The sequence below is a fragment of the Desulfatibacillum alkenivorans DSM 16219 genome, from assembly GCF_900142135.1.
In the GTDB taxonomy this organism is placed as follows: domain Bacteria; phylum Desulfobacterota; class Desulfobacteria; order Desulfobacterales; family Desulfatibacillaceae; genus Desulfatibacillum; species Desulfatibacillum alkenivorans.
The window spans coordinates 78,753-100,385 of sequence record NZ_FQZU01000009.1; the positions used below are offsets into that span (position 1 = coordinate 78,753).

At 54.3% G+C, this 21,633-nt stretch carries 18 protein-coding genes; 6 read left to right on the forward strand and 12 right to left on the reverse strand.

All coding sequences use genetic code 11. From position 1 onward, the window contains the following. Window positions 1–271: 271 nt before the first annotated feature. Window positions 272–1,078, reverse strand: coding sequence for a helix-turn-helix domain-containing protein (locus tag BUE18_RS09835; RefSeq protein ID WP_073475279.1), 807 nt, complete (start codon window positions 1,076–1,078; stop codon window positions 272–274). 92 nt (window positions 1,079–1,170) lie between these two features. On the opposite strand from BUE18_RS09835, the gene BUE18_RS09840 reads away from it, so the two are divergent. The 6 genes from BUE18_RS09840 to BUE18_RS09865 all read left to right on the forward strand — a co-directional run bounded on the left by BUE18_RS09840 (window position 1,171) and on the right by BUE18_RS09865 (window position 7,950). Beyond that, window positions 1,171–1,512 (forward strand): hypothetical protein, encoded by a 342-nt coding sequence (locus BUE18_RS09840; RefSeq protein WP_073475281.1) that lies wholly within the window; start codon window positions 1,171–1,173, stop codon window positions 1,510–1,512. Window positions 1,513–2,186: 674 nt separating this feature from the next. Further along, window positions 2,187–3,488, forward strand: a complete 1,302-nt coding sequence (locus BUE18_RS09845; RefSeq protein ID WP_073475283.1) for a hypothetical protein — start codon at window positions 2,187–2,189, stop codon at window positions 3,486–3,488. Window positions 3,489–3,590: 102 nt separating this feature from the next. Continuing rightward, complete coding sequence (locus BUE18_RS09850; RefSeq protein ID WP_139264666.1) at window positions 3,591–4,442, forward strand: hypothetical protein; 852 nt, start codon at window positions 3,591–3,593, stop codon at window positions 4,440–4,442. Between the two features lie 729 nt (window positions 4,443–5,171). Beyond that, entirely contained in the window at window positions 5,172–5,885 is a 714-nt protein-coding gene (locus BUE18_RS09855; protein ID WP_073475286.1) for an N-acyl homoserine lactonase family protein, read from the forward strand. Between the two features lie 146 nt (window positions 5,886–6,031). After that, window positions 6,032–7,477, forward strand: coding sequence for a trimethylamine methyltransferase family protein (locus BUE18_RS09860; RefSeq protein WP_073475288.1), 1,446 nt, complete (start codon window positions 6,032–6,034; stop codon window positions 7,475–7,477). Between the two features lie 2 nt (window positions 7,478–7,479). Beyond that, window positions 7,480–7,950, forward strand: coding sequence for a response regulator (locus tag BUE18_RS09865; protein WP_342039441.1), 471 nt, complete (start codon window positions 7,480–7,482; stop codon window positions 7,948–7,950). 138 nt (window positions 7,951–8,088) lie between these two features. Here the strand turns inward: BUE18_RS09865 and BUE18_RS09870 are convergent, their stop codons facing one another. From BUE18_RS09870 to BUE18_RS09920, 11 genes are all read right to left on the reverse strand, one after another. Then, window positions 8,089–8,946 carry a DMT family transporter gene (locus BUE18_RS09870; RefSeq protein WP_073475290.1) on the reverse strand — a complete coding sequence of 286 codons (858 nt, stop codon included), beginning with the start codon at window positions 8,944–8,946 and terminating at the stop codon, window positions 8,089–8,091. Window positions 8,947–9,204: 258 nt separating this feature from the next. Next, entirely contained in the window at window positions 9,205–10,887 is a 1,683-nt protein-coding gene (locus BUE18_RS09875) for a ribonuclease J (RefSeq protein ID WP_073475291.1), read from the reverse strand. 40 nt (window positions 10,888–10,927) lie between these two features. Continuing rightward, window positions 10,928–11,200, reverse strand: coding sequence for a hypothetical protein (locus BUE18_RS09880; protein ID WP_244549303.1), 273 nt, complete (start codon window positions 11,198–11,200; stop codon window positions 10,928–10,930). A gap of 110 nt (window positions 11,201–11,310) precedes the next feature. Continuing rightward, a complete protein-coding gene (locus BUE18_RS09885; RefSeq protein ID WP_073475294.1) occupies window positions 11,311–11,850 on the reverse strand; it encodes a methylated-DNA--[protein]-cysteine S-methyltransferase in 540 nt (179 codons plus the stop codon). Then, a complete protein-coding gene (locus BUE18_RS09890; protein WP_073475296.1) occupies window positions 11,837–13,117 on the reverse strand; it encodes a nickel pincer cofactor-dependent isomerase, group 22 in 1,281 nt (426 codons plus the stop codon). Before BUE18_RS09890 ends, BUE18_RS09885 begins: the two co-directional genes overlap by 14 nt. A gap of 77 nt (window positions 13,118–13,194) precedes the next feature. Then, window positions 13,195–13,383 carry a ferredoxin gene (locus BUE18_RS09895; protein WP_073475298.1) on the reverse strand — a complete coding sequence of 63 codons (189 nt, stop codon included), beginning with the start codon at window positions 13,381–13,383 and terminating at the stop codon, window positions 13,195–13,197. 216 nt (window positions 13,384–13,599) lie between these two features. Next, window positions 13,600–15,684 carry an acetate--CoA ligase family protein gene (locus BUE18_RS09900; protein WP_073475299.1) on the reverse strand — a complete coding sequence of 695 codons (2,085 nt, stop codon included), beginning with the start codon at window positions 15,682–15,684 and terminating at the stop codon, window positions 13,600–13,602. 159 nt (window positions 15,685–15,843) lie between these two features. Continuing rightward, window positions 15,844–17,763: a bifunctional acetyl-CoA hydrolase/transferase family protein/GNAT family N-acetyltransferase gene (locus BUE18_RS09905; protein ID WP_073475301.1), complete on the reverse strand. Its 1,920-nt coding sequence runs from the start codon at window positions 17,761–17,763 to the stop codon at window positions 15,844–15,846. A gap of 187 nt (window positions 17,764–17,950) precedes the next feature. Beyond that, the gene (locus tag BUE18_RS09910; protein ID WP_073475303.1) at window positions 17,951–19,795 is read right to left on the reverse strand and encodes a PD40 domain-containing protein; all 1,845 of its coding nucleotides are present in this window, start codon (window positions 19,793–19,795) and stop codon (window positions 17,951–17,953) included. A gap of 258 nt (window positions 19,796–20,053) precedes the next feature. Continuing rightward, window positions 20,054–20,767, reverse strand: a complete 714-nt coding sequence (locus BUE18_RS09915) for an ABC transporter ATP-binding protein (protein ID WP_073475305.1) — start codon at window positions 20,765–20,767, stop codon at window positions 20,054–20,056. Next, window positions 20,760–21,623, reverse strand: a complete 864-nt coding sequence (locus BUE18_RS09920; protein ID WP_073475307.1) for an ABC transporter ATP-binding protein — start codon at window positions 21,621–21,623, stop codon at window positions 20,760–20,762. Before BUE18_RS09920 ends, BUE18_RS09915 begins: the two co-directional genes overlap by 8 nt. Between the last annotated feature and the right edge of the window lie 10 nt (window positions 21,624–21,633).

The window sequence follows — 21,633 nt, forward strand, 5'->3', positions numbered from 1 at the left end:
TCCGGCCGGGGCCAACGCGCCAAGCCTCAACGCCCCGGCCGTTTTTTCTCCTTGAACATTCCCGCCCATCCAAATTATCATACAAAAACAGCGGCCCAAGGCGTAAAAGTACGTCCCCAAAAACTTGCTGAGACTTATCTATAAAGTCAAGGACCTTTCTTAAAGTGCTCCCGGAAGACCATTCCACGACAATCAAACATGCCTGCGCTAAATTGCCCCTCGGATTCAGGAGCCCTTGTTCAAAAACACAAAAACTGGCAACTCCGAAAAACTAAATCGCAGCGCAAAATAATTGTTTGGTAGCCTCATCGGCAGGAAAGAGCAGCTCCACTCGTAATTCCTGAGTGGTTAGATCGAGCGGTGTGCCAAGGGTTGTTATGGTAGTGAAAAAACTCGCCCTAACAGAGTCCTTCTCAAATGTCAGAATCATGATTGGCATATCGGCGTCAATATCTGCATCCACTATAGAATCATGTATATTAAGTTTGGACATGTCTTTGTAGAGATCAATCAATTCTTCGTTTTGGGTCGAAACCGCCTCTCCCAGCAGGCGATCCATCATGAACTGTTCAACCATAGGCCAGTGTATGATGTAGTTTTTCAAGCCGTCCTCTGCAAAAACCATCCGGTAAACATTGTCATACTTTTTGAAGACGTTTTCTCCTACCAGGGTTTTCACGACCTGCTGATAGCCTGAGTTTTTCATCAAAATCTTGTAAGCTGCATTGATCACGATGGCTGGGTAAGGTTCGTGCTTTTGCAAGATCCTCTCCAGAGCGCTCCTAACCATGGACATCTTTTCCCCTTCAAAGGGCTCTTCTTTGAACTGGGAAGCAAAGCCGGCGGCCATTAAGAGCGCGTTTCTTTGTCGTAAGGGCAATTTGAGGCAGCCGGCAATTTTAAGAATCAATTCCCGGCTGGGTTTCGATCGGCCCGTTTCCACGAAACTCAAATGCTTTGAAGAAATACCGGCATCCAAGGCCAAATCCATTTGGCTGACCTTATTGTGCTTTCTCCAAAGCCGAAGCATGTCCCCCACGGATTCCGTCTTTTTATGGGCGCCCACAAAATTCAGCATAAATTTTACCTCCCAGGTAATGGACATCATTACCTTTAGGGGTTACCATTCACAAGAACTCAGGGCAACCTTATTTTGAAAGGAGAAAGACAATGACGGTGTTTCGTATTTTATTGGGCATTTTTACAATCGCAATCCTGCTCTTTACGGGACTTGTGATTCAAAACCATGGATGGAATCTTTTCCCTGTCTTCTTTGGAGACATTGCGGCCATGACCTGGGCTGGACAGTTCAATTTTGACTTTATGTGTTTCCTTACGCTTTCCGGGTTATGGCTCGCATGGCGACACAGGTTCTCTATGGTGGGTATCATATTGGGCATTATGGGCTTTTTCGGGGGCATCATGTTTCTCGCTCCATATCTTCTTATTATGAGTTTTAAGTCGAATGGAGACATGAATGAATTACTATTAGGAGATTACAGGGGGGACTAAGCTGTTATTGTTTTTGGAGACATCTTATCGTTTTATTCTTTATTCTTGGGGACGTCCCTGCATATTCTTGGGGACGTCCCTGCTAACTCACTAACTTTTTGTAATTCTTGGGGACGTCTTTGAATAATAATTCTTGGGGACGTAATTCTTGGGGACGTCTTTGAATAATTAATTCTTGGGGACGTCTTTGAATAATTGACTAACTGTTCTCAAGCCTTGACGCCAAAGCCGTCGTCAAAGGCATGCTGGAAAAACTATAACACCCTCCGGCCGGGGCCAACGCGCCAAGCCTCATCGCCCCGGCCGATTTTTTCTCCTTGAACATACCCGCCCATCCCCATTATCATACATAAACAGCGGACCGTGGCATAGAAGGGCGCCCCAAAAAGTTTTTGTCGGGTCACGCGGACCTGCGCCATGAAATTTGAAGCGATTCAGATCGCACACTGTTAGGTACACGCAGATCGCGCCAGGGCGGTTTAAGGCGTTTTGGAAGGACTAACGCCTGGGAAACAAGGAAATGATTCAGCGGTCTTTTTAAGGGACATCCGTGTTTACGCTTATTTGTCACATAGTATAGATTTTAGTTGTTATATTTTACTCTATGATATAAGAGTTATTTATCTGTCATTTCTCCCTCGATTCTAATAAATCACAGCACAAGGAGCAGACCCATGAATCCGCTCAGGGCCATTCTTATGTTAGCCTTCGCACTGATGGTGGCCAGCTGCGCCTCCGTCACCGTCCAGGACGCCGCCCCTAATGACGGCCGTGGTGACAACTTGAAGGACGGATACCTTTATTATCCACGCCGTCCGTATCTGCACGTGAAAAAAGAGTTTCCCCTCGAAGGAGGAGAAGGATACATCCAGGCGAAAAGAACCAAGGACGGCATTCTGTTCCGCAGTCCATGGGATGAAAGACTCCAAGCCCTGCCTCTTGGAGCCATTCTCACCAGGAACAAGACCGGGGACCTGACGTCCGGCGAAAAGAAGGATGACGAGGGCGGCGCCACCGCCAGCACGGAAAATTCCTCGGAGGACCGCCAGACGTTGAGCAAGGCGACGGCCACGGCCGGATACAATCCGGCCGTGAAGGAGATCGAACCCTTGGGCGACTTGTTCGACATCGTCTATCTGCCGGACGTGGACAACCCCCGCGTCTTGAACGCCTCTGCCCCGCTGGGCACGGCTGACGTCAGTCTGGCCTATGGACCAGGCAACACCTTCAATACATTCCAGACCACGGCGGACAACCGCGAGATAGGATACGTGGTGAAGGACTTGGTGGACACGACCATCAAAGTCGCCAAAAAGGTTGCGGAGATGCAGACGGGCCTGGCGACCCTTACGAGCGGCCAGATGGACACTCTGGCGTCGGATTATAAGATCGGGGACACCATGCTCCTGAAATATCGATATGTGGCCTATGCGACGCCCAACCTGACCCCCCTCGTGAAGGAGCGTGAATTCGCGGATGCCAGGGCGAGGTCGATTTTTCATGAGGAGGACCCCTATCTCAGAAGGCCGGAGTATCCGTATACCCGCTTTGCCTTCAAGATCCGCACGGAGTTTAGCCTGATCAAGGAAGACTTAGGCGCGCCCGGGCAAAATCCGAAGCCGGAAGGCGCTGACGTGGAAGCGGAGAAATCAAGGCAGATCGCGATCAATCTGATTTTCGACAAGAAAACGCTGGAACTCAAAGACGCCGGCGGAAAGGTGGAGTACAAGCTGACTTTCCTACCCACCGACCCCAAGACGATCACTGCGGATTCCGAGGTGCGGGTGACATGGCTTCACGATCCCTCCTTGCAAAACCCGAAAAACCTCTTGCCCCGCGTGCTTCAACAGACCATCGCGTTGCTGGAAGGCACGCCAGACGATCAACAGGAACCCATTCTGAACTGGCTCAAAGCCGCCAAGAAGCCCGAGAACGTGATAAACCTACTGCCAAATGCGGGCACGAAAGGATCGTGAGCCATGGCATTCACCGACTTGACCGTGTTCGAACAGGCCGGGATTCTGCGGCGCTTCATCCCAGGCCTCGAAAAACGCCTGAAGGAAGATCACCCAGAGCTGGTGTCGCTGACCCTCGGCAACCGGGAGCGGGGCGGCAAGGTCATGGAGGACGAGCTGACACTCAAGGCCGTGGTGCGGGAAAAGCTGGCCCAGCCCGTCAATCCCTTGCCGAGTTCCATCACGCTACGCACGCGGGCCAGGGCCGCCACCCAAGAAGAGTCGGCGGCGGCCATTGAAATACCCATCGACGTGGTCAGCTTTCCCACTTCCGAGCTTACCTCTGCAGCCAATGTCTTTGCTGTAAATGCAACCGGCTGCCTTGCCGGACGCATTCTCTGGGCAAATGGAGGGCGGGCCTGGCTCACGGTGTCCCATCTTCTCAAATTCCCTGGCGGGGCGACCGTGAACGCCCTCACCACTCGGGACGGCGTGCGCCTGCCGCGGGCAAAAGGCGCCCTGTGGCTCCAAGACCCCCTCCAGCCCGGCTACCCCATCGACGCAACCGCCGTGGTCGAAGAAGAGGACATGCAACGGTATGCGGCGTGGACCGCGGCCAAGATTGATTCCAAGATATGGACCCAACAGCTAAACGGCTTGAGGGGGTTCTATTTTGTCGACCAGAAAGGCGAGTTCCACGCGCTCAGGTATCATACGACGTGCCGGGCGGGGATCGTGCAATTCACGGGAGGAGGTTACTACCCCCTGGTGCACCTTTTTCAGAGCGACTACGCTCCATACGGCGGCGACTCCGGCGGGCCCGTATGGCTCGAATACCAGCAGAATCAGTATCTTGTCGGCATTCAGTCGGGCGTGACCGAGGGCAACTTCATAGTCATACCCATTGACTGCGTTTCGCGCGCCTTTCGAAATGCCGGTGTCATGAGCGGCATATGGTTCAAGCCGCTTAGCTAGCGCCCACCCATCAAGTGCTGCTTTTCCAATAATTCTTGTAATTCTTGGGGACGTCTTTGTAATTCTTGGGGACGTCTTTGAATAATTGTAATTCTTGGGGACGTCTTTGAATAATTGACTAACTGTTCTCAAGCCTTGACGCCAAAGCCGTCGTCAAAGGCATGCTGGAAAAACTATAACACCCTCCGGCCGGGGCCAACGCGCCAAGCCTCATCGCCCCGGCCGATTTTTTCTCCTTGAACATACCCGCCCATCCCCATTATCATACATAAACAGCGGACCGTGGCATAGAAGGGCGCCCCAAAAAGTTTTTGTCGGGTCGCTCCGCATGGGCTTTTAGGATTCTATATCGTTCCCGTCAGAACGGACGTCTTTGGATACTAAAAGACCCATGGCGGCTTCGCGTGACTCGACCCACAAGATGCCTGTGATTTCAATCTGTTGTAGGTCGGGTCGCGCGAAGCTGTGCATTGAAATTTGAATCGACAGGATGTCATTTTACCGTATCTGAATTCAAAATTTTGGGAGTCCAGGCGCAGCGACCCGACATTCTGGATACACGGCAATGGATTTCGGGGGACATGACTTTATCTCAGCAAAAGCGTCAAATCTTGCAAAGTATGTTCTATGAGATAAACATCACGTCCCCACAAAATCAAGGCAGAAATTGATAGACTGATTGCATCAACCTATAACCAAACAAAATTAATCAAATAAAAGGGAATCGTCATGAAAGAATACACCATTCATCCGTTGGTTGTGGGCGTAAACGAAACCGACCAGGGCGTCATGACCTATCTGCGGGATTACGGAAAACGCATTTACCTGCCCATCTATGTCTTTGTCATCAAGGGCGGAGACAAAAATATCCTTGTGGATACCGGGCTGGAGCAGTTTGTGGTGGCCGACGACCTGGGCGAAAAGCTGGGCATGGACATCCTGGAGTTCGAGGACGCCCTGGCGACCCAGGGCCTGGAGCCTAAAGACATCGACGTCATCATTCACACTCACCTGCACAACGATCATTGCGAAAACGACTACAAATGCGAAAACGCCAAGGTCTACATGCAGCAGGCGGAGTTTGACTTTTTCCAGGACCCGCACCCCATCGACCATCGGTATTATCCGGACGTGCTGGACGACGTGGACGTGGAAATCATCAGCGGCGACCAGGAGTTGTTTGACGGGATTTCCGTGATTTTCTCCCCCGGCCACAGCGTGGGAGGCCAGAGCGTTTGCGTGAACACCAAACAGGGAAAAGCCGTAATCACCGGATTTTGCGCCAACGAGAAAAACTTTCCCGAGGCCGGACCGGCGGTGGCGCCCGGAGTGCATATTGACGTACGTCAGGCTTATGACAGCGCGCAAAAAATCAAAACCGATGCGGACATCCTCATCCCCCTCCACGCCATGTGGGTGGGGCGGGAATCCGTCATCGGCTGAAACGCCGCGTTGCCATGGAAAAATGGAGATCCTGAAGAAAACAGCCTCCGGCGGGTCGCTTCATGGAAAAGCGGGGCAAAATCTTTTCTAAGGCGCTACGCGCAACGATCGCAGGGCGCCGATATTCAAAAGAATAGGAGATTTCAATGAGCAGGCAGGCTTTTGAAGCCTTTCAAAGGGGAATAACGCTGGAAAAGGAGGCTCAATTCGAAAGGGCCAAGGCCCTTTACGAGGACATCCTGCTTAACGCCGGCGAGGACGCGGTTACGGAAAAAGTTCATTGCCGGATGGAGGACATCGACGACCTGATTGCCGAAAAGGCAATTTACCGGCGCATTGATGAAAACGCAAAGCTGGTGCTGACGGAAATCGGCGTAAACATCGCCGGCAGCCAGTCCCTTTTGGAACTTCTGATGGAGGCGGACGCCGTGAATTTCGACAATGAAACGGCGCTGTTCATCCCCTTGAAACAAGAGTACATCGATCATTGCCTGGAACAGACGCCCCGAAAGATGGCGGGAGATCCGGGGAAAAACACTTTCGGCATTGGCGCGACTTCGCCCTTTTTAAAGCGGGCCGGCGAAGATGAACTGCGCCAAGCCAATCGGGAGGAGTACAAAAAGATCGCTTCTGCGGTGGGGGAGCAGCAAGACGTTGTGGGGATTTTTAGCCTGCCGGCGGCTTGCGACATGAGCATTTCCCTGTTCGAGGTCGCTCAATTGATGGAAAAAAATTTTCCCGGGCTCAAAATGATTACCACCAATACGATGAGCGATGATGAAGCGGCTTTTTTAAAAGGCAAGGATCAATGGCTCGACGGCACGAGCCTGATGACCTCCCTGGGCCCCATGGATAACATGGTGGAGCCCTTTCTGCGCAGCGCCCGCATAGGCAACAATCTTTTGCTCATCGATCAAAGCATTGCAGGCGTCTCCGCCCCGGGCAGCCCGGAGGCTTTCCTGACCCAGGTCCATGCCCAGGTTATTTTCATGATGGTCATCGCCCAGACCGTTAATCCGGGTGTATCTTGCGTACATTGCGGCATTCCCAGCGTCGTCGGGGCGGACGGCGCCCTGGCGTACAGCTCCCCCCAGCAAACATTCATCAATGCGGCCATGGCGAGGGTCAACTCCTGGATCGCCCATTTTCCTTCCGCCCAGACCGGAGGCAGCACCAGCTTGAGCGAGGTGACTCCCCAGGCGCTTTTGGACTCGGAATTGAGCCGAAACACGCTGCGCAAATATGGGGTGCACATCGTGCGGCATGCCATGGGCGCCTTAGGCAGCCTTAACTTTTTCAGCCTGGATAAATTTTTGGAGGACTGCGGCCGCGAAAGACATTCCCGCAGGATTTTTGAAGCAATGCCAAAGGATATAGGCGTAATCCCCACCTACTTTCCCGGCGACGATCAGGCTCTTGCAGGAATCCGGGAGGCCGCGGAAAAGGGCAACCCTAAAAACGCCGACCACACATTGAAAAATGCGGGTTCGTTCATTCATTGGATGGAACGCATCCGTGAGGCCGCCAAAAAAAAACAATACTATCCGGAACTCAACGATATTGTCTTGGAAACGATCAATTCAGGCGGGTGAGGATGCTTATGGACGGCGCGCATTTTCTGCTGGTGGATGACGAAAAAGTCTTTGTGGAGGCATTGGCCCAGCGCCTGGAGGCGCGGGGCTTTAAGGTGGATTGCGCGTTTTCCGGGGCGGAGGCTCTGACGCAACTGGAAAAGGACCGGTCCATCGACATTGTTGTTCTGGACAGGCGAATGCCGGACCTTGACGGCGTCCAGGCCATGAAGGAAATCAAAAAGGCCCATCCCCTTGTGGAGGTCATCATTCTTACTGGGCATGCGGAAATCGATTCCGCCGTGGAGGCCGTAAAGCACGGCGCTTTCGACTACCTGGAAAAGCCCTGCGATATTGACCAGTTGCTTTTAAAGGCCCGACAGGCTTTTGCAAGAAAGACCGAACGCGAGGAGAAAATCCGCGAGGTGAGGATGAAGCCCTACCTGTCCCCCAAAGAGCGGGACGCCCTCATAGCCAAAATCCTGGAAAATTGAACTCCTGCAAAAACAGCCTCCGGCGGCGAACTTTTTGCAAAAAGTTTGATCAAAAACTTTTCAATGGCCCTTCGCGCAACAGATTCCAATAGCTTCAGTCCGTCTCACTCTCTTCTTTTAGTAATGGAAAAACCTCTCTCAATCCCCTGCATCCCGGTCGCGGATAATCAATAAAACAGAACTCAAAATTAAGGAGCTGCCCACATAGGCCGCGACCCCGAACGACTCGCCCCACCAGAAAAAAGCGACCACGGCAGCCACCACCGGCTCAATGGTGGCGGTGATGGCGGCCCGGGACGCTTCCAGATGCTTCAGGCCGATATAGTACAGGAAATAAGCGGCGTAGGTGCACAAGGCGGCGATGCAGAACAAAGCCGTCCAGGCAGTCGGGCTTTTATGGGAAAACTCCACCCAGGGAAAAAGGGTTATGGCGCCCATGGGCAGCATGTACAAAAAAAGGTTGGGGGCGGTATACTTGTCTGAAAAGTATTTTCCTATGATGTAATAAAGCGAATAGCAAAACCCCGCGGTCAGGCCGAAAAACACCCCGGACCAGGTAACCTGGATGCCGCCTCCTCCTCCGCCCGCAACGCAGGCGACTCCCATAAGCGTGAATGCCAAGGCCAGGATTTTGAGGCGGGTGAACCGCTCCCTGAAGGTGAACCGGGCGATCACACAGACCCATGCAGGCGCCGTATAAAGCAAGACTGCGGCCATGGCGGCGCCCCCTGCGCGAATGGCCACCTGGTAGGATCCGTAAAAGGCCGTCACGCCGATAATTGCGAATAGCGCAGTCATGGGAAAATCCCGCACGGACATGCGCACGGTGCGCGTTGCTGCTGCATGTGCGGCGAAAAAGCCCCACGTCAGCGCCGCACGCCAGAAGGCGATCTCCATGGGCTGTAGGCCTTCCGACAAAGCCAGGCGGGAAAACGGCCCCAACATGCCCCAAAGCATAGCCGCGGCCGCTATGTATAGATATCCTTTTACTCGCAATTGCTGCGCCTTTTATATTGTGTCGTCCCGGAATTTTTGGGGAGGCTGCGGCGGTCGAACATGACAAACAGGGCGCAGCAAGCAGCACTCCTAAGTGAGCCGGGACATCAGGGAGCGAATTAACATCCCCCTGGTTTTGCGCGAAGCGCCATTTAAAAAGTTTTGATCAAACTTTTTCAAAAGTATGCCGCCGGAGGCATGCAGTTCGTCATTTTATGCAGTTTACCGCCGGAGGCGCGCGGTTCCGCAGTTGGTTTCTTACACTTCCAGCACCAGGGGCACGATGACGGGCCTGCGGCGAATAACGTAATTGAAAAAACGGCGCAAAGCCTGCTGGGTGGCGGCTTCTATGAGGGGGATTCTATCCGGCCCGGACAAGTCCAACTGCTCGACGGCGTCCATGATGACGCATTGGGCGTCCTGGAGCAAATGGCCTTTTTCGTCCTCAAACACAAACCCGCGGGAAAGAAGCTCCGGCCCGTAGATGACAACCCCTGTGTCGAAATCCAAAACCATGGTGGCCACCACCATGCCGTGTTCGGACAAGGCCCGGCGGTCTTTCAAAACCTTGCGGCCCACGTCGCCGATGCCTTTGCCGTCCACAAAGGTGCGGCCCGTATCCACGGATTCGCCGATCCAGCCCACTTCGTCCAAAAAGTTGACCACGTTTCCGTTTTGAGCCAGCAAAATCCGATTTTTTGGGATGCCCACTTTTTCCGCCAGCCGGGCGTGGTGCAACAGGTGCCGATATTCCCCGTGGACGGGCATGAAATATCTTGGCCGGGTCAGGTGCATCATGAGCTTGAGTTCTTCCCGGAAGGCGTGGCCCGAAACATGGATGGCCGAAATTTTTTCGTAAATGACCTCCGCGCCCCGGCGGTATAGATTGTTGATAATGCCGGTGATGGCCTTTTCGTTGCCCGGGATGAACTTGGAGGACAGGATGACCGTGTCGCCGTCCTTAATTTTAATCTGCTTGTGGGCGCCGGCCGCAACCCTGGCCAGGGCGCTCATGGGCTCCCCCTGGCTGCCGGTGGTGACGAGCAAAACCTCGTTATCTTCGTAATCCTTGACTTCGGAAACGTCAATCTGCATGCCCGGCGGAACGTTGATATACCCCAATTCCTGGGCGATGCGCATGCTCACTTCGATGCTGCGGCCGTTGAAGACGATCTTCTTGCCGGTTTTTGCGGCGATGTTCACAATCTGAGCCAGCCGGGGCACGTTGGAGGCGAACAGGGCCACGATAACCCGGCCCGAGCTGTCCCTCACCGCTTTTTCCAGGGTGGCGCCGATTTCGCTTTCCGAAAGGGTGTATCCTTCCTTTTCCGCATTGGTGGAATCGGACAAAAGGGCCAAAACCCCTTCTTCGCCCAATTGGGCCAGACGGCTCACGTCCGTGGCTTCATCGTCCAATTGGCCGTGGGTGATCTTAAAATCCCCGGTGTGGACGATCAATCCCGCAGGCGTTCTGATGGCCAGGCTGACGCCGTCCACCACGCTGTGGGAGGCCCTGACGAATTCAATATGAAACGGCCCGATGGAGAAGCTCTCCCGCGGCTTGATCTCGTGCAAATCCACCCGGGAAAGAAGATCCTTCTCCTCCAGCTTGTGGCTGACCAGCGCTATGGTGAAAGGCGTGGCGTAAACCGGGGCGGGGACGTCTTTAAGCAAAAAGGGCAGGGCGCCAATATGGTCTTCGTGGCAGTGCGTCAGGACAATGCCGGCCACCCGTTCCTTGTTTTCCCTCAGGTACTCATAGTCCGGGATGACAATGTCCACGCCCAGCATATAGTCCTCGGGAAACATGAGGCCGGAGTCCACCACAAGGATGACGCCGTCATACTCAAAGACTGTCATGTTCAGCCCGATTTCCCCCAGGCCGCCCAAAGGGATGATTTGCAGGGGGGTGGAGTGTTCAGGAGTATCCTGGGGCGTCATGACGTTGTTCGCTTTCTTATGGGGTTCATTATTCCTAAAGTCAGATGGAGATTCCCAAACGCTCCAGCGTGGCGTCCACGAAATCCATCATCCATTCCCTTTGCCGCTTATCCGCGTAACCCATGCAGGTGCATTTGACCTGGCCCAGGGTGCGAACCAGAAACTCCGCGCTAAGGGTGGTGTAATCCAGCTCCAGGGCGAAGCAATAGGGCTGGCAGTCCGTGTGCTCTTTTTGGATGGGCGTCAGAAGCTCTTCACTGACGGGAATCCAATAGATGCCGCCCATTTGGGCGGGCCCATGATTTTCATCCATAAATGATTTCAATGCTTCATAATCATTGGGCCGCAGCTGATCTATAACGTATTGTTTCAAACCAAACCTCTTAAAAGTTGTAACTAACTAAAAAAACATATATGTTTTTATCATACCCCTTGTTTTCCGGCAAGATGTTTCCCGGACTCCACCGCAAGCATCGTCTCTTTAAGGGGCAAGCCTCCTCCGAAGCCTCCCAACTTGCCGTCCGACCGCACCACGCGATGGCAGGGAACGAACATAGGGAATGGGTTGCCAGCCATAACGGACCCCACAAAACGGGCGGCCCTTGGGCATCCTGCCCGTCTGGCGACTTCTCCATAGGAGCACACCTGGCCGTAGGGAATGGCCGCCACCGTGCGTAATACCTTGATTTGAAGCTCGGTAAGTCCCTCAAAATCCAATAAATCCAGGTGCGGATCCAAAGGCGATCCCTCAAAGTAATCCTTGATTTTTTGGGCAAGCTCCCGGGCTTTCTGCGCCGGAGACGGCTCAACCTTCATCGCCTGCACTTCTTTGGGCAGTTGGGCCTTTTTGAGCTTGGGCAGATAGGTCTTGAGCAGGGCGAAAGGCGCATTTTGATAAACGAATCCCGCCATGCCGTGACTGGTCTCCACTTCCATAAAAAAAACGGCGTCATTTTTTTTCATTGAATCCTCCCAAATTTCCATGGCTGTCAAAGTCCATAGGACCAAAATCAGATTCGAACTCCAGACGGGGATTTGCCTTTGCTTCCCGCCTTAGGGCCGTGGAGGCCTGTATGATCTCCAAATCCGCCGTGCTTTTTATGCGGACGACCCGGGCTTTAGACCAATCCTCCAGCCCCGTCGTCGCCAGGCAGGCCTGCAGGGTCTCCCGGTCAGACTCAAAATGAAGCGGTATCGCCGCCTTTTCCGGTGAAATGGCGGTTATGGAGTTTACAAAGGTTTTCTTCAAATCCATGGCCCGGACCAGCCGGGTTGTGGTAAAGTCCGCCAGCCCGATTCCATTGGCGTTTCCGCCCGATCCGGGGGAGAGATCCCTCACAAAAATCCTTTTGGGATTCGGGGGAAGGAAAAAGTCTCCGGAAAGGTCTCGGTGCCGGCCCGTGACGTTGGAATCCATGCCGATCCCCGAAATGTCCTTGCCGATCCAGTCTACAATCAACAGATCCAGTTCGTCAAAGGGAATGCCGGGCGCCATGACCTGGGCTTTTAAAAGCAGCTTTTTCTCCTCATCAATAAGATTTTCGGCGGCCAAGGCCCTGATTTGGGATAATCGCCCCAGCCCGTCCTCCACCAAAGCCAGACCGGCCAGCAGCGGAGCCTTTTTGAGGATCATCCCGGCCGCCTCCTCAATGATGGAAAAGCCGAACCGCACCCCGGCCCGGTGCATGGCCGCCGCCCCTGAATGCTTGCCAAGGCCCACGCAAAGCATTTTGCACAGACCGCTCTGGATGGGCGCCTTGAATTTAGTATGGGACTTAACCCGATTGATGACGATCAAGTGGTCGGCGCGCAGAGCCTCGGAGGAAAAATGCACGGGCGCCCCGCAGCTCAAGGCGGCAATGGCCTTGGTTTCCATGGACGCCTGAACCGGAACGCCTTGACAGGCCTGCACAATCCCAAGGCTTTCCAGGACCTGCTCCTGCCCCTGGGGCGTTGCGCCCCCATGGCTGCCCATGGCCGGAACCAGAAAAGGCTTTAGCCCCTTATCCTGCAGCCAGGCGGCGCAAGAGCCGGCAACCTCTCCAATGGCATGAATCTTTCGGCTTCCCACGGCCAACGCAACGGTTTCACCAGGGTTGATAGCCTTGGAATTCAATACCTTGTCGAGCTGAAGGCGGACTTCCGGCCCTATGCATTTCAGAGGCCGGGCCGCCAGGCTCTGGCGAATGATCGCCATATGGGGTAATGATTGGGAGTTATCAATATGCATGATTGCTCACGCAAAAAAAAAAGGAGCGCACGTTCCGGTGGGAAGTTGTGCACTCCTTTTTAATTTTAAAGAGAATTTTAGGTCTCTTCGATGGTGATGGCGCCAGCTTCGCAAACTTCCACGCAGCTATCGCAGCCGAGACATTCTTCGGCGTTGACAGGATTGGACTTGCCATCTTCCATTTCGTAAACGTCAACCGGACATACGTCCACACACTCTTCGCAACCGACGCATTTGTCAGCGTCAACAATGGGATTGAATGCCATGAAACAGCCTCCTTAATGTATAAGTTATCCTAAAATAAAAAGAACGGGCTCTCGACAGCCCGCTATTCGACAGGGCAAAGCGTTTTAGGGCGCTCGGCCCAAAGAGTTCACAAGCTATCGGCACTTTCGTTATACCAAACAAAAAGGCGAGTCAAGCCCTTGAGTTCATTCACGCCCACTTTTTGTAAAAAGGCGGTTTTCTCGCAAAAAACAAGCCTATAAAATTATCGATGCATCCACGGCCAAGGGCTTTCCCCCCGAAATTACAAGCGGATTTATATCCAGTTCCCGAACGGCATCCAATTCCATGCCCAGGGCGCCTAAACGAACCAGAATTTCGGCAAGGGCCATTCTGTCAACCGGCGCCGCTCCCCGAAAGCCGTCCAGCATGCGTTGATTTTTCAGCCGTCCAATCAAAGCCAGGGCGCCGTCCATATCCAGGGGCGCCATGGCGAAGACAGCGTCGTTCAACACTTCGGCGTACACGCCCCCAAGGCCGCACATGACGCATGGGCCGAACTGAGGGTCCTTCACCAGGCCGGCGATGATTTCCATATCGATTTCAGCCTGCTGCTGCACCAATACCTTGCCTTGGCCGTCCATGGCGGACATGAGATCCTCAAAGGTCCGGGAGGCTTCCTGCCCGGCTCCGATGTTCAGGCGCACCAGGCCTTGCTCGGTTTTATGAATCATGCCCGGCGCCAGGCCTTTCATGACAACCGGATAGCCTAATTTTTCGGCCGCCGCAACGGCCTGCTCAGGGTTGTCTGCCAGGATTTCCTCCACAACCGGTATGCCCGCCGCGGCCAAAACCTGTTTGGACGCATGTTCGTCCAGGGCGCCCTGCTTGCCGTCCAGCAAAGCCCGGCATCGCGCCTTGACCGGTTCCGGCTTGAAATCCACGCCGCAAGGCGCTGCGGCCCGGCCTTTATACCACCCCAGCACCGTACTCATGCTTTCCACGGCGCGGGAGAGCTCCCGGTAGGTAGGCGCTCCCAGCCTTTGAGCCAGAATATGCATGTCTCTGGCCGGCTCCATCTGGCCTATGAGCCAGCAAAAGATGGGCTTTCCCGCCTCCTTGGCCATGTCGATAAGCTCCCCGACGTCCATGACCAAGAGGCCGCCAGAGGCGTGAAGGTGCAGGAAAATCATGTCCACCCCGGGATCGCTGCAAACCGCTTTCATGGCCGTGGTAAAGGTTTTCACCGCTCCGTTTTTTTCCACGGAGGGCCACAGGTCCACAGGGTTGGCCACGGGCATCCAGTCGGGATAGACCTGAGCCATGGCTTCTTTGGACTCCTGGGAAAGCTCGGCCACTTCCAGCCCGAAATTCTCCACAAAATCCGCCGCCATAATGCCGGCGCCGCCGCTGTAGGTGAGGATGGCCGTCCTTCCCTGCATGTCAGGAGGCATTTCAGGCGAAATTCCAAACGCCCGGCATATATCCAGCATCTGCTTGAAATCCCGGGCCTCAACCACCCCGCATTGGGCGAGAACGCCGCTGACAATCGCCCCGTCCCCGGCCATGGAGGCCGTGTGGCTGGCCGCAGCCTTGGCGCCCGCCGTGCTCGTTCCCCCCTTGAGCACCACAATGGGTTTGGGGGATTGCCGGCACAACTCCGCAAACCGCCTCCCCCGGGGGATGGCCTCCAGATACATGCCAATGGCCTGGGTGTCGGGATCGGAAATCAAATATTCCAGCAGGTCGCACTCGTCCACGTCGCACTTGTTGCCGATGGAGCAGACCTTGGACATGCCCATGGTTCCGTGGCTCATGTTGTCGATCAAAAAACCGCCCGCCAGCATGCCGCTTTGGACGATCAAAGACACGTTGCCGGGAATGTGGCCCACGTCCCACATGGTGGGCGCGGCGAACGAAAACACGTTTTGGTTGACCGAATCCACCATGCCAAGGCAATTGGGGCCCCAAACGCGAATCCCATGGCGCTTGGCGATGGAATCCACCTCGTCCTGGAGCGCCTTGCCCTCCGGCCCGGTTTCCGAGAAGCCCGCCGATTGAATCATCACCGCCCGAATTCCCCGCTCCCCGCATTCATCCACCATCTTCTGGACCGCCTTGCCGGGCACGAAAAGAATCGCCAGATCCACGGGGTCGGGAACGTCCTTTACCGATGGATAGCACTTCAAGTCCAAAATGGACTCGTAACCGGGATTGACAGGATATATGCCGCCCTTAAAGCCTTTGACCAGGTTTACAACTATGGCCAAACCGCCTTTGGGCTTGTTTGTCGCCCCGATAACGGCCACGCCGCGCGGGGTGAAAAATGCTTCCAGACTCATGAATCCTCCAAAAAATTCGATTAAAAGAACAAGAATGGGGACAAGGGGACGATAGCCGCTCTTCGGGGGGAAAAGAACAAATGCTCGCTTTTTTCCTACCATAACAAAAGCGCCCGGACAAGGTCTGCCGGGCGCTTGTTCCGTTTTCAAAGCCTCTTGCTATAAGATTCCTTTAACCAGCCGCGCCTGCGCCGAATCCGCCGCCCTGAAATCCATGGTCAGATGGTAAGCCCCGTCCGCCAGGGAGGCCTTGACCGGCAGTTTGCTCTTTTCGTAGACCTTCATCATGGCCTTGTTGGTGGAAAGCACGTCCGAGGTGAAGCCCTCAATGCCTCTTTCCTTGGCGATGCGTATGAGCATGTCCAGCATAAAGGATGCAATGCCCCGTCCTCCGTAGTTTTCGTCCACAATAAAGGCGGAATCGGCCCAATTGCTGTCCGTCAGCTTGACGTACCGCGCCTCCGCAATAATTCTTCCTTGTCCGGGCTCTCCCACCAGGCCGACGATGGACATGGCCTGGGAGTAATCCACATTGACGTACTCCTGCATCTTGGAGTGGGGCATGGTTTTGACCGGCGAGAAATAGCGGTAATACACCGCCTCGCTGGAAAAGCGGTAAAACAGGCGGCGCATTTCCTCTTCGTCGGACGGGCGGATGGGCCGGAACCGCACCGTGGTCCCGTCGCGAAAAGTATGGGATTCGGAAATCTGATGCGGATATAAATGGCCCATGGCGCCCACGCAAATCTGATCTTTGTACAGGAGGTTTTTCTCCTTGGCCTTCTCCATGAGCTCCTGACGGTCGTCGGGATGGGCGATGTCGATCAGCACCTGGGCCCGCTCCCGCAGACTGCGGCCCATCATATTGGCCACGCCGTATTCGGTCACCACAATGTCCACGATTTCCGCGTTGGTGATGGAGTTGGGATATCCCTCCACGGAAAGGACGATGTTGGGCTTGCCTTTTTTGTTCCGGCTGGGCAGGGCCACAATAACCCGGCCCCTTTTGCTCATGCGGGTTCCAATAACGTACTCCCCCGCTTCTCCCGGCCCCATACCCACGTTGCCCCGGCCGTAATGAAAGGCGAACTGGCCGCTCAGATCCACCCTGCGGGCGGGCAGGATAGCCACTGTTTGGGGGTTTTGGCTGATAAGGGCCGGGCTGGCCAAAACATCCAGGGCCTGGAACTCCACCAGGGGGTTTTTATCCAGCCAGTCCATAAGCTCCTGGGAGCCCAAGGCATAGGACACCAGGCACTTGCCTCTGAACGAGCCCTTGTTGCGGTTGGTCACAGCGCCGCTTTTCACAAGGTCCATAAGCGGGTCTGAAAAAAATCCGGAGTGAATCCCCAAATCCTTTTTCTTGGCCAGATGGGGCCATAGGGCTTCGAACAAAGGCTCCATGGAAAAGCTCAGGCAGCTTCCGTCGCTGATTAATGAGGCCACGTTGCGGGCCAATCGGTCGAATACTTCGGGCACGGGCGCCCTGGGAAACAGAATCGGCGGCTCCTGATTTTCCACCAGGTAGTCAAAATCGTTCACGTGCACAAAGGTGTCGCCGTAGGTCCGGGGCATCGTGTCTGATATTTCCCCCACCACAATGTCCGCCTGCTCCATGGCCTGGCGGGCTATGTCCACGGAGACGCCCAGGCTGGCGTATCCGCTGTCGTCAAAGGGGGTGATTTTCACAAAGGCCACATCGATCCGGATTCGGCCGGTTTCAATAAGCCGGGGAATGCGGGAGAAGTTGGCCGGAATCAAATCCACCAGTCCCGACGAAATGGGCTCGCTGGCCACCCAGCCTGAAAAAAAGGTCTTAAGCCGGAATTTCTGGTTATTCAGATCCTGGCCGCAAATGGCGTCGCCCAGGCTGATCATCTGAATGACCTCCAGGTCCTGGAGATTGTGGGCCTGGGAGTTCATCAGGCTCTTGACCATAGTGCGGGGCTCGGCCACGCCGGTGCTTAAAAAAATGCAGCTTCCCGGCTTGATTTTAGCCAGCACTTTTTCCGGGGCGGCCAATTTCTCCAACCACGGGCCTTTATCCTTTTTTTTATTTAATCTCAGGTTTTCCAGCATGGTCGGATGACTCCTTATTAGGTTCCATAAAAGATTATGATAGTCCTTTGACGCGGGGTGTCAAGACCTCCGTACGCCGCTTGTCAGTTTCAGTAATTGAGCAAGGATTGTACCAGCTTGGGGCGGGAAAAGAAAGAGCCCGGCGATTATAACCGCCGGGCTCGGTATGATTTTAAATTTCAGTCAGTTACTTTCGGGATGCGCGCCTGTATAAAAAGGCGAAGCCCATGGCCGATCCCAGAAAAAGAAGCGCGTATGGCGCAACCCTGGTTTTCCTTCCGTCAAGGGATTTTACAAAACACATTAACACGCTGTCGCTGTCCTTGCCGGCCCAGATATTTTCTGTTTCATCCTCAGGAACGCTTCCTGCTGCAAAGACGGTTCCGGTGAGCTGGTCCAGGCTGGGCGTTGTGACGGTCGTTATGGTCATGCTGATGACAGCGGTATAGGTGATGCCGGATCTTAGGTACAAGCCTTCCGTCACCTCGTACAATAGCGGGTCTAATGCATCCCAGTTATTGAGGTCTTCGTCAAACCAGTAAACGTCCATGCCCGAATGATATCCGTTGAAGTAAAGACCCAGTGTTACAGACACCACGTTGGTCGGGTCCGGGCAGTACAGGTCCCAGAACGTGCCGTCAAAGTCCTGAGGCGTGGGGTTGCCGTCATACAGCGCTCCGATGAAAATCGGCTCTTCGCCGCCGGCGCCCAGATCGACATCCAGGCAGATGCCGGCCTGGCTCCAGGATGTGGATCCGCAATCTTTAAAATCGGTCCGGCCGGAGGCGGAGATTTCATCCAGCGCCCAGGGGGCCAAATTGAGCAGGAACAGGCCGTCACCCACGGAATGCCTTTTAAATAGAATGCTTCCCGGTTTGCTTTTGGGGTTCGGGCTCCATCTGGGCTGGCAATCTTCATAATCTTTGGTAAGTTGGTAAAATGCGCCGCTGTCAACATTGGAAATGCATAGGGCCGTGTCTCCTTCGGCGACGGTGTCCATGCTGTAAACCAGCCACTTGGAATCCGGAGACCATGTTCCGCTTTGATGAATCCAATCGTAATTGTCCCCATCGTCGTCCCCGTCCTGCTCCATGATGGTTTTCATGTTTTGGCCGTTGGAGTCCATGATGACGATTTTTTTATCGTTATAGTTTTCGCCGGTGTATAAGGAGGTTGAAATCCATTTGCCGTCCGGGCTCCACCGGGGCCAATTCTGGCAGAACCAATCATTCCAAGCTGCAGGCATGGCGTCATCTGCCGGAGACAGTTTGACAGGAGCGGCCGTGCCGTCGGCCTTGACCTTGAATATACGAGCATCGCCAACGCTTTCGTCACACGCTTTGAAGCAGACCCACTTGCTGTCAGGCGACCAGCAGTGGTGGGAAATATCAACAATCCCGTCATTGTATGCTGCAACATCCTTCACGTTCGCGCCGTCAATATCCATGACGAAAAGATGGGCGTAGCCGTCACTGGCCGGAACGCAGCCCCGGAAAGCCACCTTGGTTCCATCCGGGCTGACCATGGGGTTGTTCTCTCCTGCGTCAACGCCGCCCATGGGGCCGCCATGGGCTTGAGTCAGGCTGGTCTGATTGGAGCCGTCCGCGTCCATTATCCAGATTTCTCCATTACCGGAGCTTGCCACATTCCTCTGGAACACAACTTTTGAGTTATTGGGCCACACAAAGCTGGCGTGGCTGTCGCAGCGATCGTTGTCCGTGAGGCGGGTATAACCAGTGCCGTCAGCCTTAATCACGCAGATTTCACTCGAGTTGCTTAAATTGGAATCGTCTACCTGATACACGATTTTGGAGCCGTCGGAACTCCAATTCCAGTTGCCCCAGCCAGGATAGGCGCTGTAATACTCCGTGCTAAGCTCCAGGATGTTGACAACCAGCCCTTCCGTATCGGTTACGGCGCCGTCAAGACCCCAGTCTTCCGAATAATCGGCGGCCCAAACGCTGATGGGAAAAAGAATTAATATAATTACAATTGCTTTTGTCAGAGCATTTTTTCGCTCCCTTTTTTTCATAATTGCATCCTCCCTGTATAAACGTTGAAAACTAATGCCAATGCAACGGGACATGCCCACAAAAATATTTCGTGACATGGCAAGATCGCCTAGCGGTTTCTCCAAGCGCAATTTTTAAAACAGATATAGGGAGGATATAGATAGAAAGGCATTGAAGGTCAATAAAGTATTAGACCTGTCAATGCCTTTTTAACAGAATTAAATTTTATTTCGAGAGCAATTACTGGTTTTCACAGTATTGTTATGCGGTAATCAGGCCTACTCCCCCATGCCAAGGTAGGCGTTTTTCACTTCTTCGTTGGCCAGGAGGTTGTCCGAGGTGTCCGTCATGGTTACCTTCCCGGTCTCCATCACATATCCCCGCTGCGCCACCTGAAGGGCCAGATTGGCGTTTTGCTCCACCAAAAAAATGGTGGTCCGGCTTTCTTCGTTGATCTTCCGGATGATCTGGAAAATCTGCTTAACGATAATGGGCGCCAGGCCTAGCGAGGGCTCGTCCAGAAGCAAGAGCCTGGGCCTGGCCATGAGCGCGCGGGATATGGCCAGCATTTGCTGCTCTCCGCCAGACAGGGTGCCGCCCTGCTGGGTGCGCCGTTCGCTCAGGCGGGGGAACAGTTCGTATACATAGTCCAGGTCCTGCTTGACCTGAGAGGCGTCTTTGCGGAGAAAGGCGCCCATATCCAAATTTTCCGAAACAGTCAGGTGGGGGAAGATGCGCCTTCCCTCAGGCACCTGGCACAAGCCCATGGACACGATTTCATGGGGCGGCATGCCCTGGATGGGCTTTCCCTCGAACAAAATCTCGCCCGAACGGGGCGGGACAATGCCCGAAATGGACATGAGCGTGGTTGTTTTTCCCGCTCCGTTGGCGCCGATCAGGGTGATGATCTCCCCCTGCTCCACCTTGATGGAGACATCCTTCAAGGCGTGGATATTGCCATAGTACGTATTGACGTTTACAAGCTCAAGCATCAATATCCTCTCCCAGATAAGCCTTGATGACGGCGTCGTTAGTGCGGATTTCCCCGGGCGTGCCCTGGGCGATTTTTTTTCCGTAATCCATGACGAAAATGCGCTGCGAAATACTCATGACCAGCCGCATGTCGTGTTCAATCAGCAAAATGGAGATTCCTTCCTTATCCCGGATGCGCTGGATCAAATCATCCAGTTCCTTGGTCTCCTGAGGGTTCATGCCGGCCGCCGGCTCGTCCAGGAGAAGCAAGAAAGGCTCGGTGGCCATGGCCCTGGCGATTTCCAGGCGGCGTTGCAGGCCGTAGGGAAGGTTCTTGGCGAAATTGTTGGCGAATTTTTCCAGGCCGACTTTTTCCAGCACCTTGTAGCTGTACTGTACGGTCTCCTGCTCCCGCTCCTTGAAGCGTTTTCCTTTCAACAGGGTGGCGGCGATTTCCATGCCTCCGAAGAAGGCGCTGGCCGCCATCCTCTTAACCGGGCTGTTATCCGGGTCCATGATGATTTCATGTCCTGCGCCGGAGTGGCAATGCCGGCCGATCATGACGTTTTCAAGCACGGTCATGTTCTGGAACAGGCGGATGTTCTGGAAGGTTCTCGCCAGCCCCCGCTCCGTAACCTTGTTGGGCTTGAGCCCGTTCAGCCTGGTGGAGTAGCCCGAAGGCGAGTTAACCAATACATCTCCCTGCGTGGGATTGTACATGCCCGTAACGCAGTTGAAAAAAGTGGTTTTTCCCGCGCCGTTCGGCCCGATGAGCGCCGCGATTTCGCCTGGGCGCACATCAATGTCCAAGGAGTCCAGCGCCCGAAGGCCCCCGAAGTCCATGGTAAGATTTTTGACGTCCAATATGGGTTTCATGGTTAAAGAC

What these genes read in the sequence shown, in the direction of transcription:
- BUE18_RS09835 (WP_073475279.1), bottom strand. Translation starts at nt 1,078, where the DNA reads ATGCTGAATTTTGTGGGCGCCCATAAAAAGACGGAATCCGTGGGGGAC.
- BUE18_RS09840 (WP_073475281.1), top strand. Translation starts at nt 1,171, where the DNA reads ATGACGGTGTTTCGTATTTTATTGGGCATTTTTACAATCGCAATCCTG.
- BUE18_RS09845 (WP_073475283.1), top strand. Translation starts at nt 2,187, where the DNA reads ATGAATCCGCTCAGGGCCATTCTTATGTTAGCCTTCGCACTGATGGTG.
- BUE18_RS09855 (WP_073475286.1), top strand. Translation starts at nt 5,172, where the DNA reads ATGAAAGAATACACCATTCATCCGTTGGTTGTGGGCGTAAACGAAACC.
- BUE18_RS09860 (WP_073475288.1), top strand. Translation starts at nt 6,032, where the DNA reads ATGAGCAGGCAGGCTTTTGAAGCCTTTCAAAGGGGAATAACGCTGGAA.
- BUE18_RS09865 (WP_342039441.1), top strand. Translation starts at nt 7,480, where the DNA reads ATGCTTATGGACGGCGCGCATTTTCTGCTGGTGGATGACGAAAAAGTC.
- BUE18_RS09875 (WP_073475291.1), bottom strand. Translation starts at nt 10,887, where the DNA reads ATGACGCCCCAGGATACTCCTGAACACTCCACCCCCCTGCAAATCATC.
- BUE18_RS09880 (WP_244549303.1), bottom strand. Translation starts at nt 11,200, where the DNA reads ATGGATGAAAATCATGGGCCCGCCCAAATGGGCGGCATCTATTGGATT.
- BUE18_RS09885 (WP_073475294.1), bottom strand. Translation starts at nt 11,850, where the DNA reads ATGAAAAAAAATGACGCCGTTTTTTTTATGGAAGTGGAGACCAGTCAC.
- BUE18_RS09890 (WP_073475296.1), bottom strand. Translation starts at nt 13,117, where the DNA reads ATGCATATTGATAACTCCCAATCATTACCCCATATGGCGATCATTCGC.
- BUE18_RS09895 (WP_073475298.1), bottom strand. Translation starts at nt 13,383, where the DNA reads ATGGCATTCAATCCCATTGTTGACGCTGACAAATGCGTCGGTTGCGAA.
- BUE18_RS09900 (WP_073475299.1), bottom strand. Translation starts at nt 15,684, where the DNA reads ATGAGTCTGGAAGCATTTTTCACCCCGCGCGGCGTGGCCGTTATCGGG.
- BUE18_RS09905 (WP_073475301.1), bottom strand. Translation starts at nt 17,763, where the DNA reads ATGCTGGAAAACCTGAGATTAAATAAAAAAAAGGATAAAGGCCCGTGG.
- BUE18_RS09910 (WP_073475303.1), bottom strand. Translation starts at nt 19,795, where the DNA reads ATGAAAAAAAGGGAGCGAAAAAATGCTCTGACAAAAGCAATTGTAATT.
- BUE18_RS09915 (WP_073475305.1), bottom strand. Translation starts at nt 20,767, where the DNA reads ATGCTTGAGCTTGTAAACGTCAATACGTACTATGGCAATATCCACGCC.
- BUE18_RS09920 (WP_073475307.1), bottom strand. Translation starts at nt 21,623, where the DNA reads ATGAAACCCATATTGGACGTCAAAAATCTTACCATGGACTTCGGGGGC.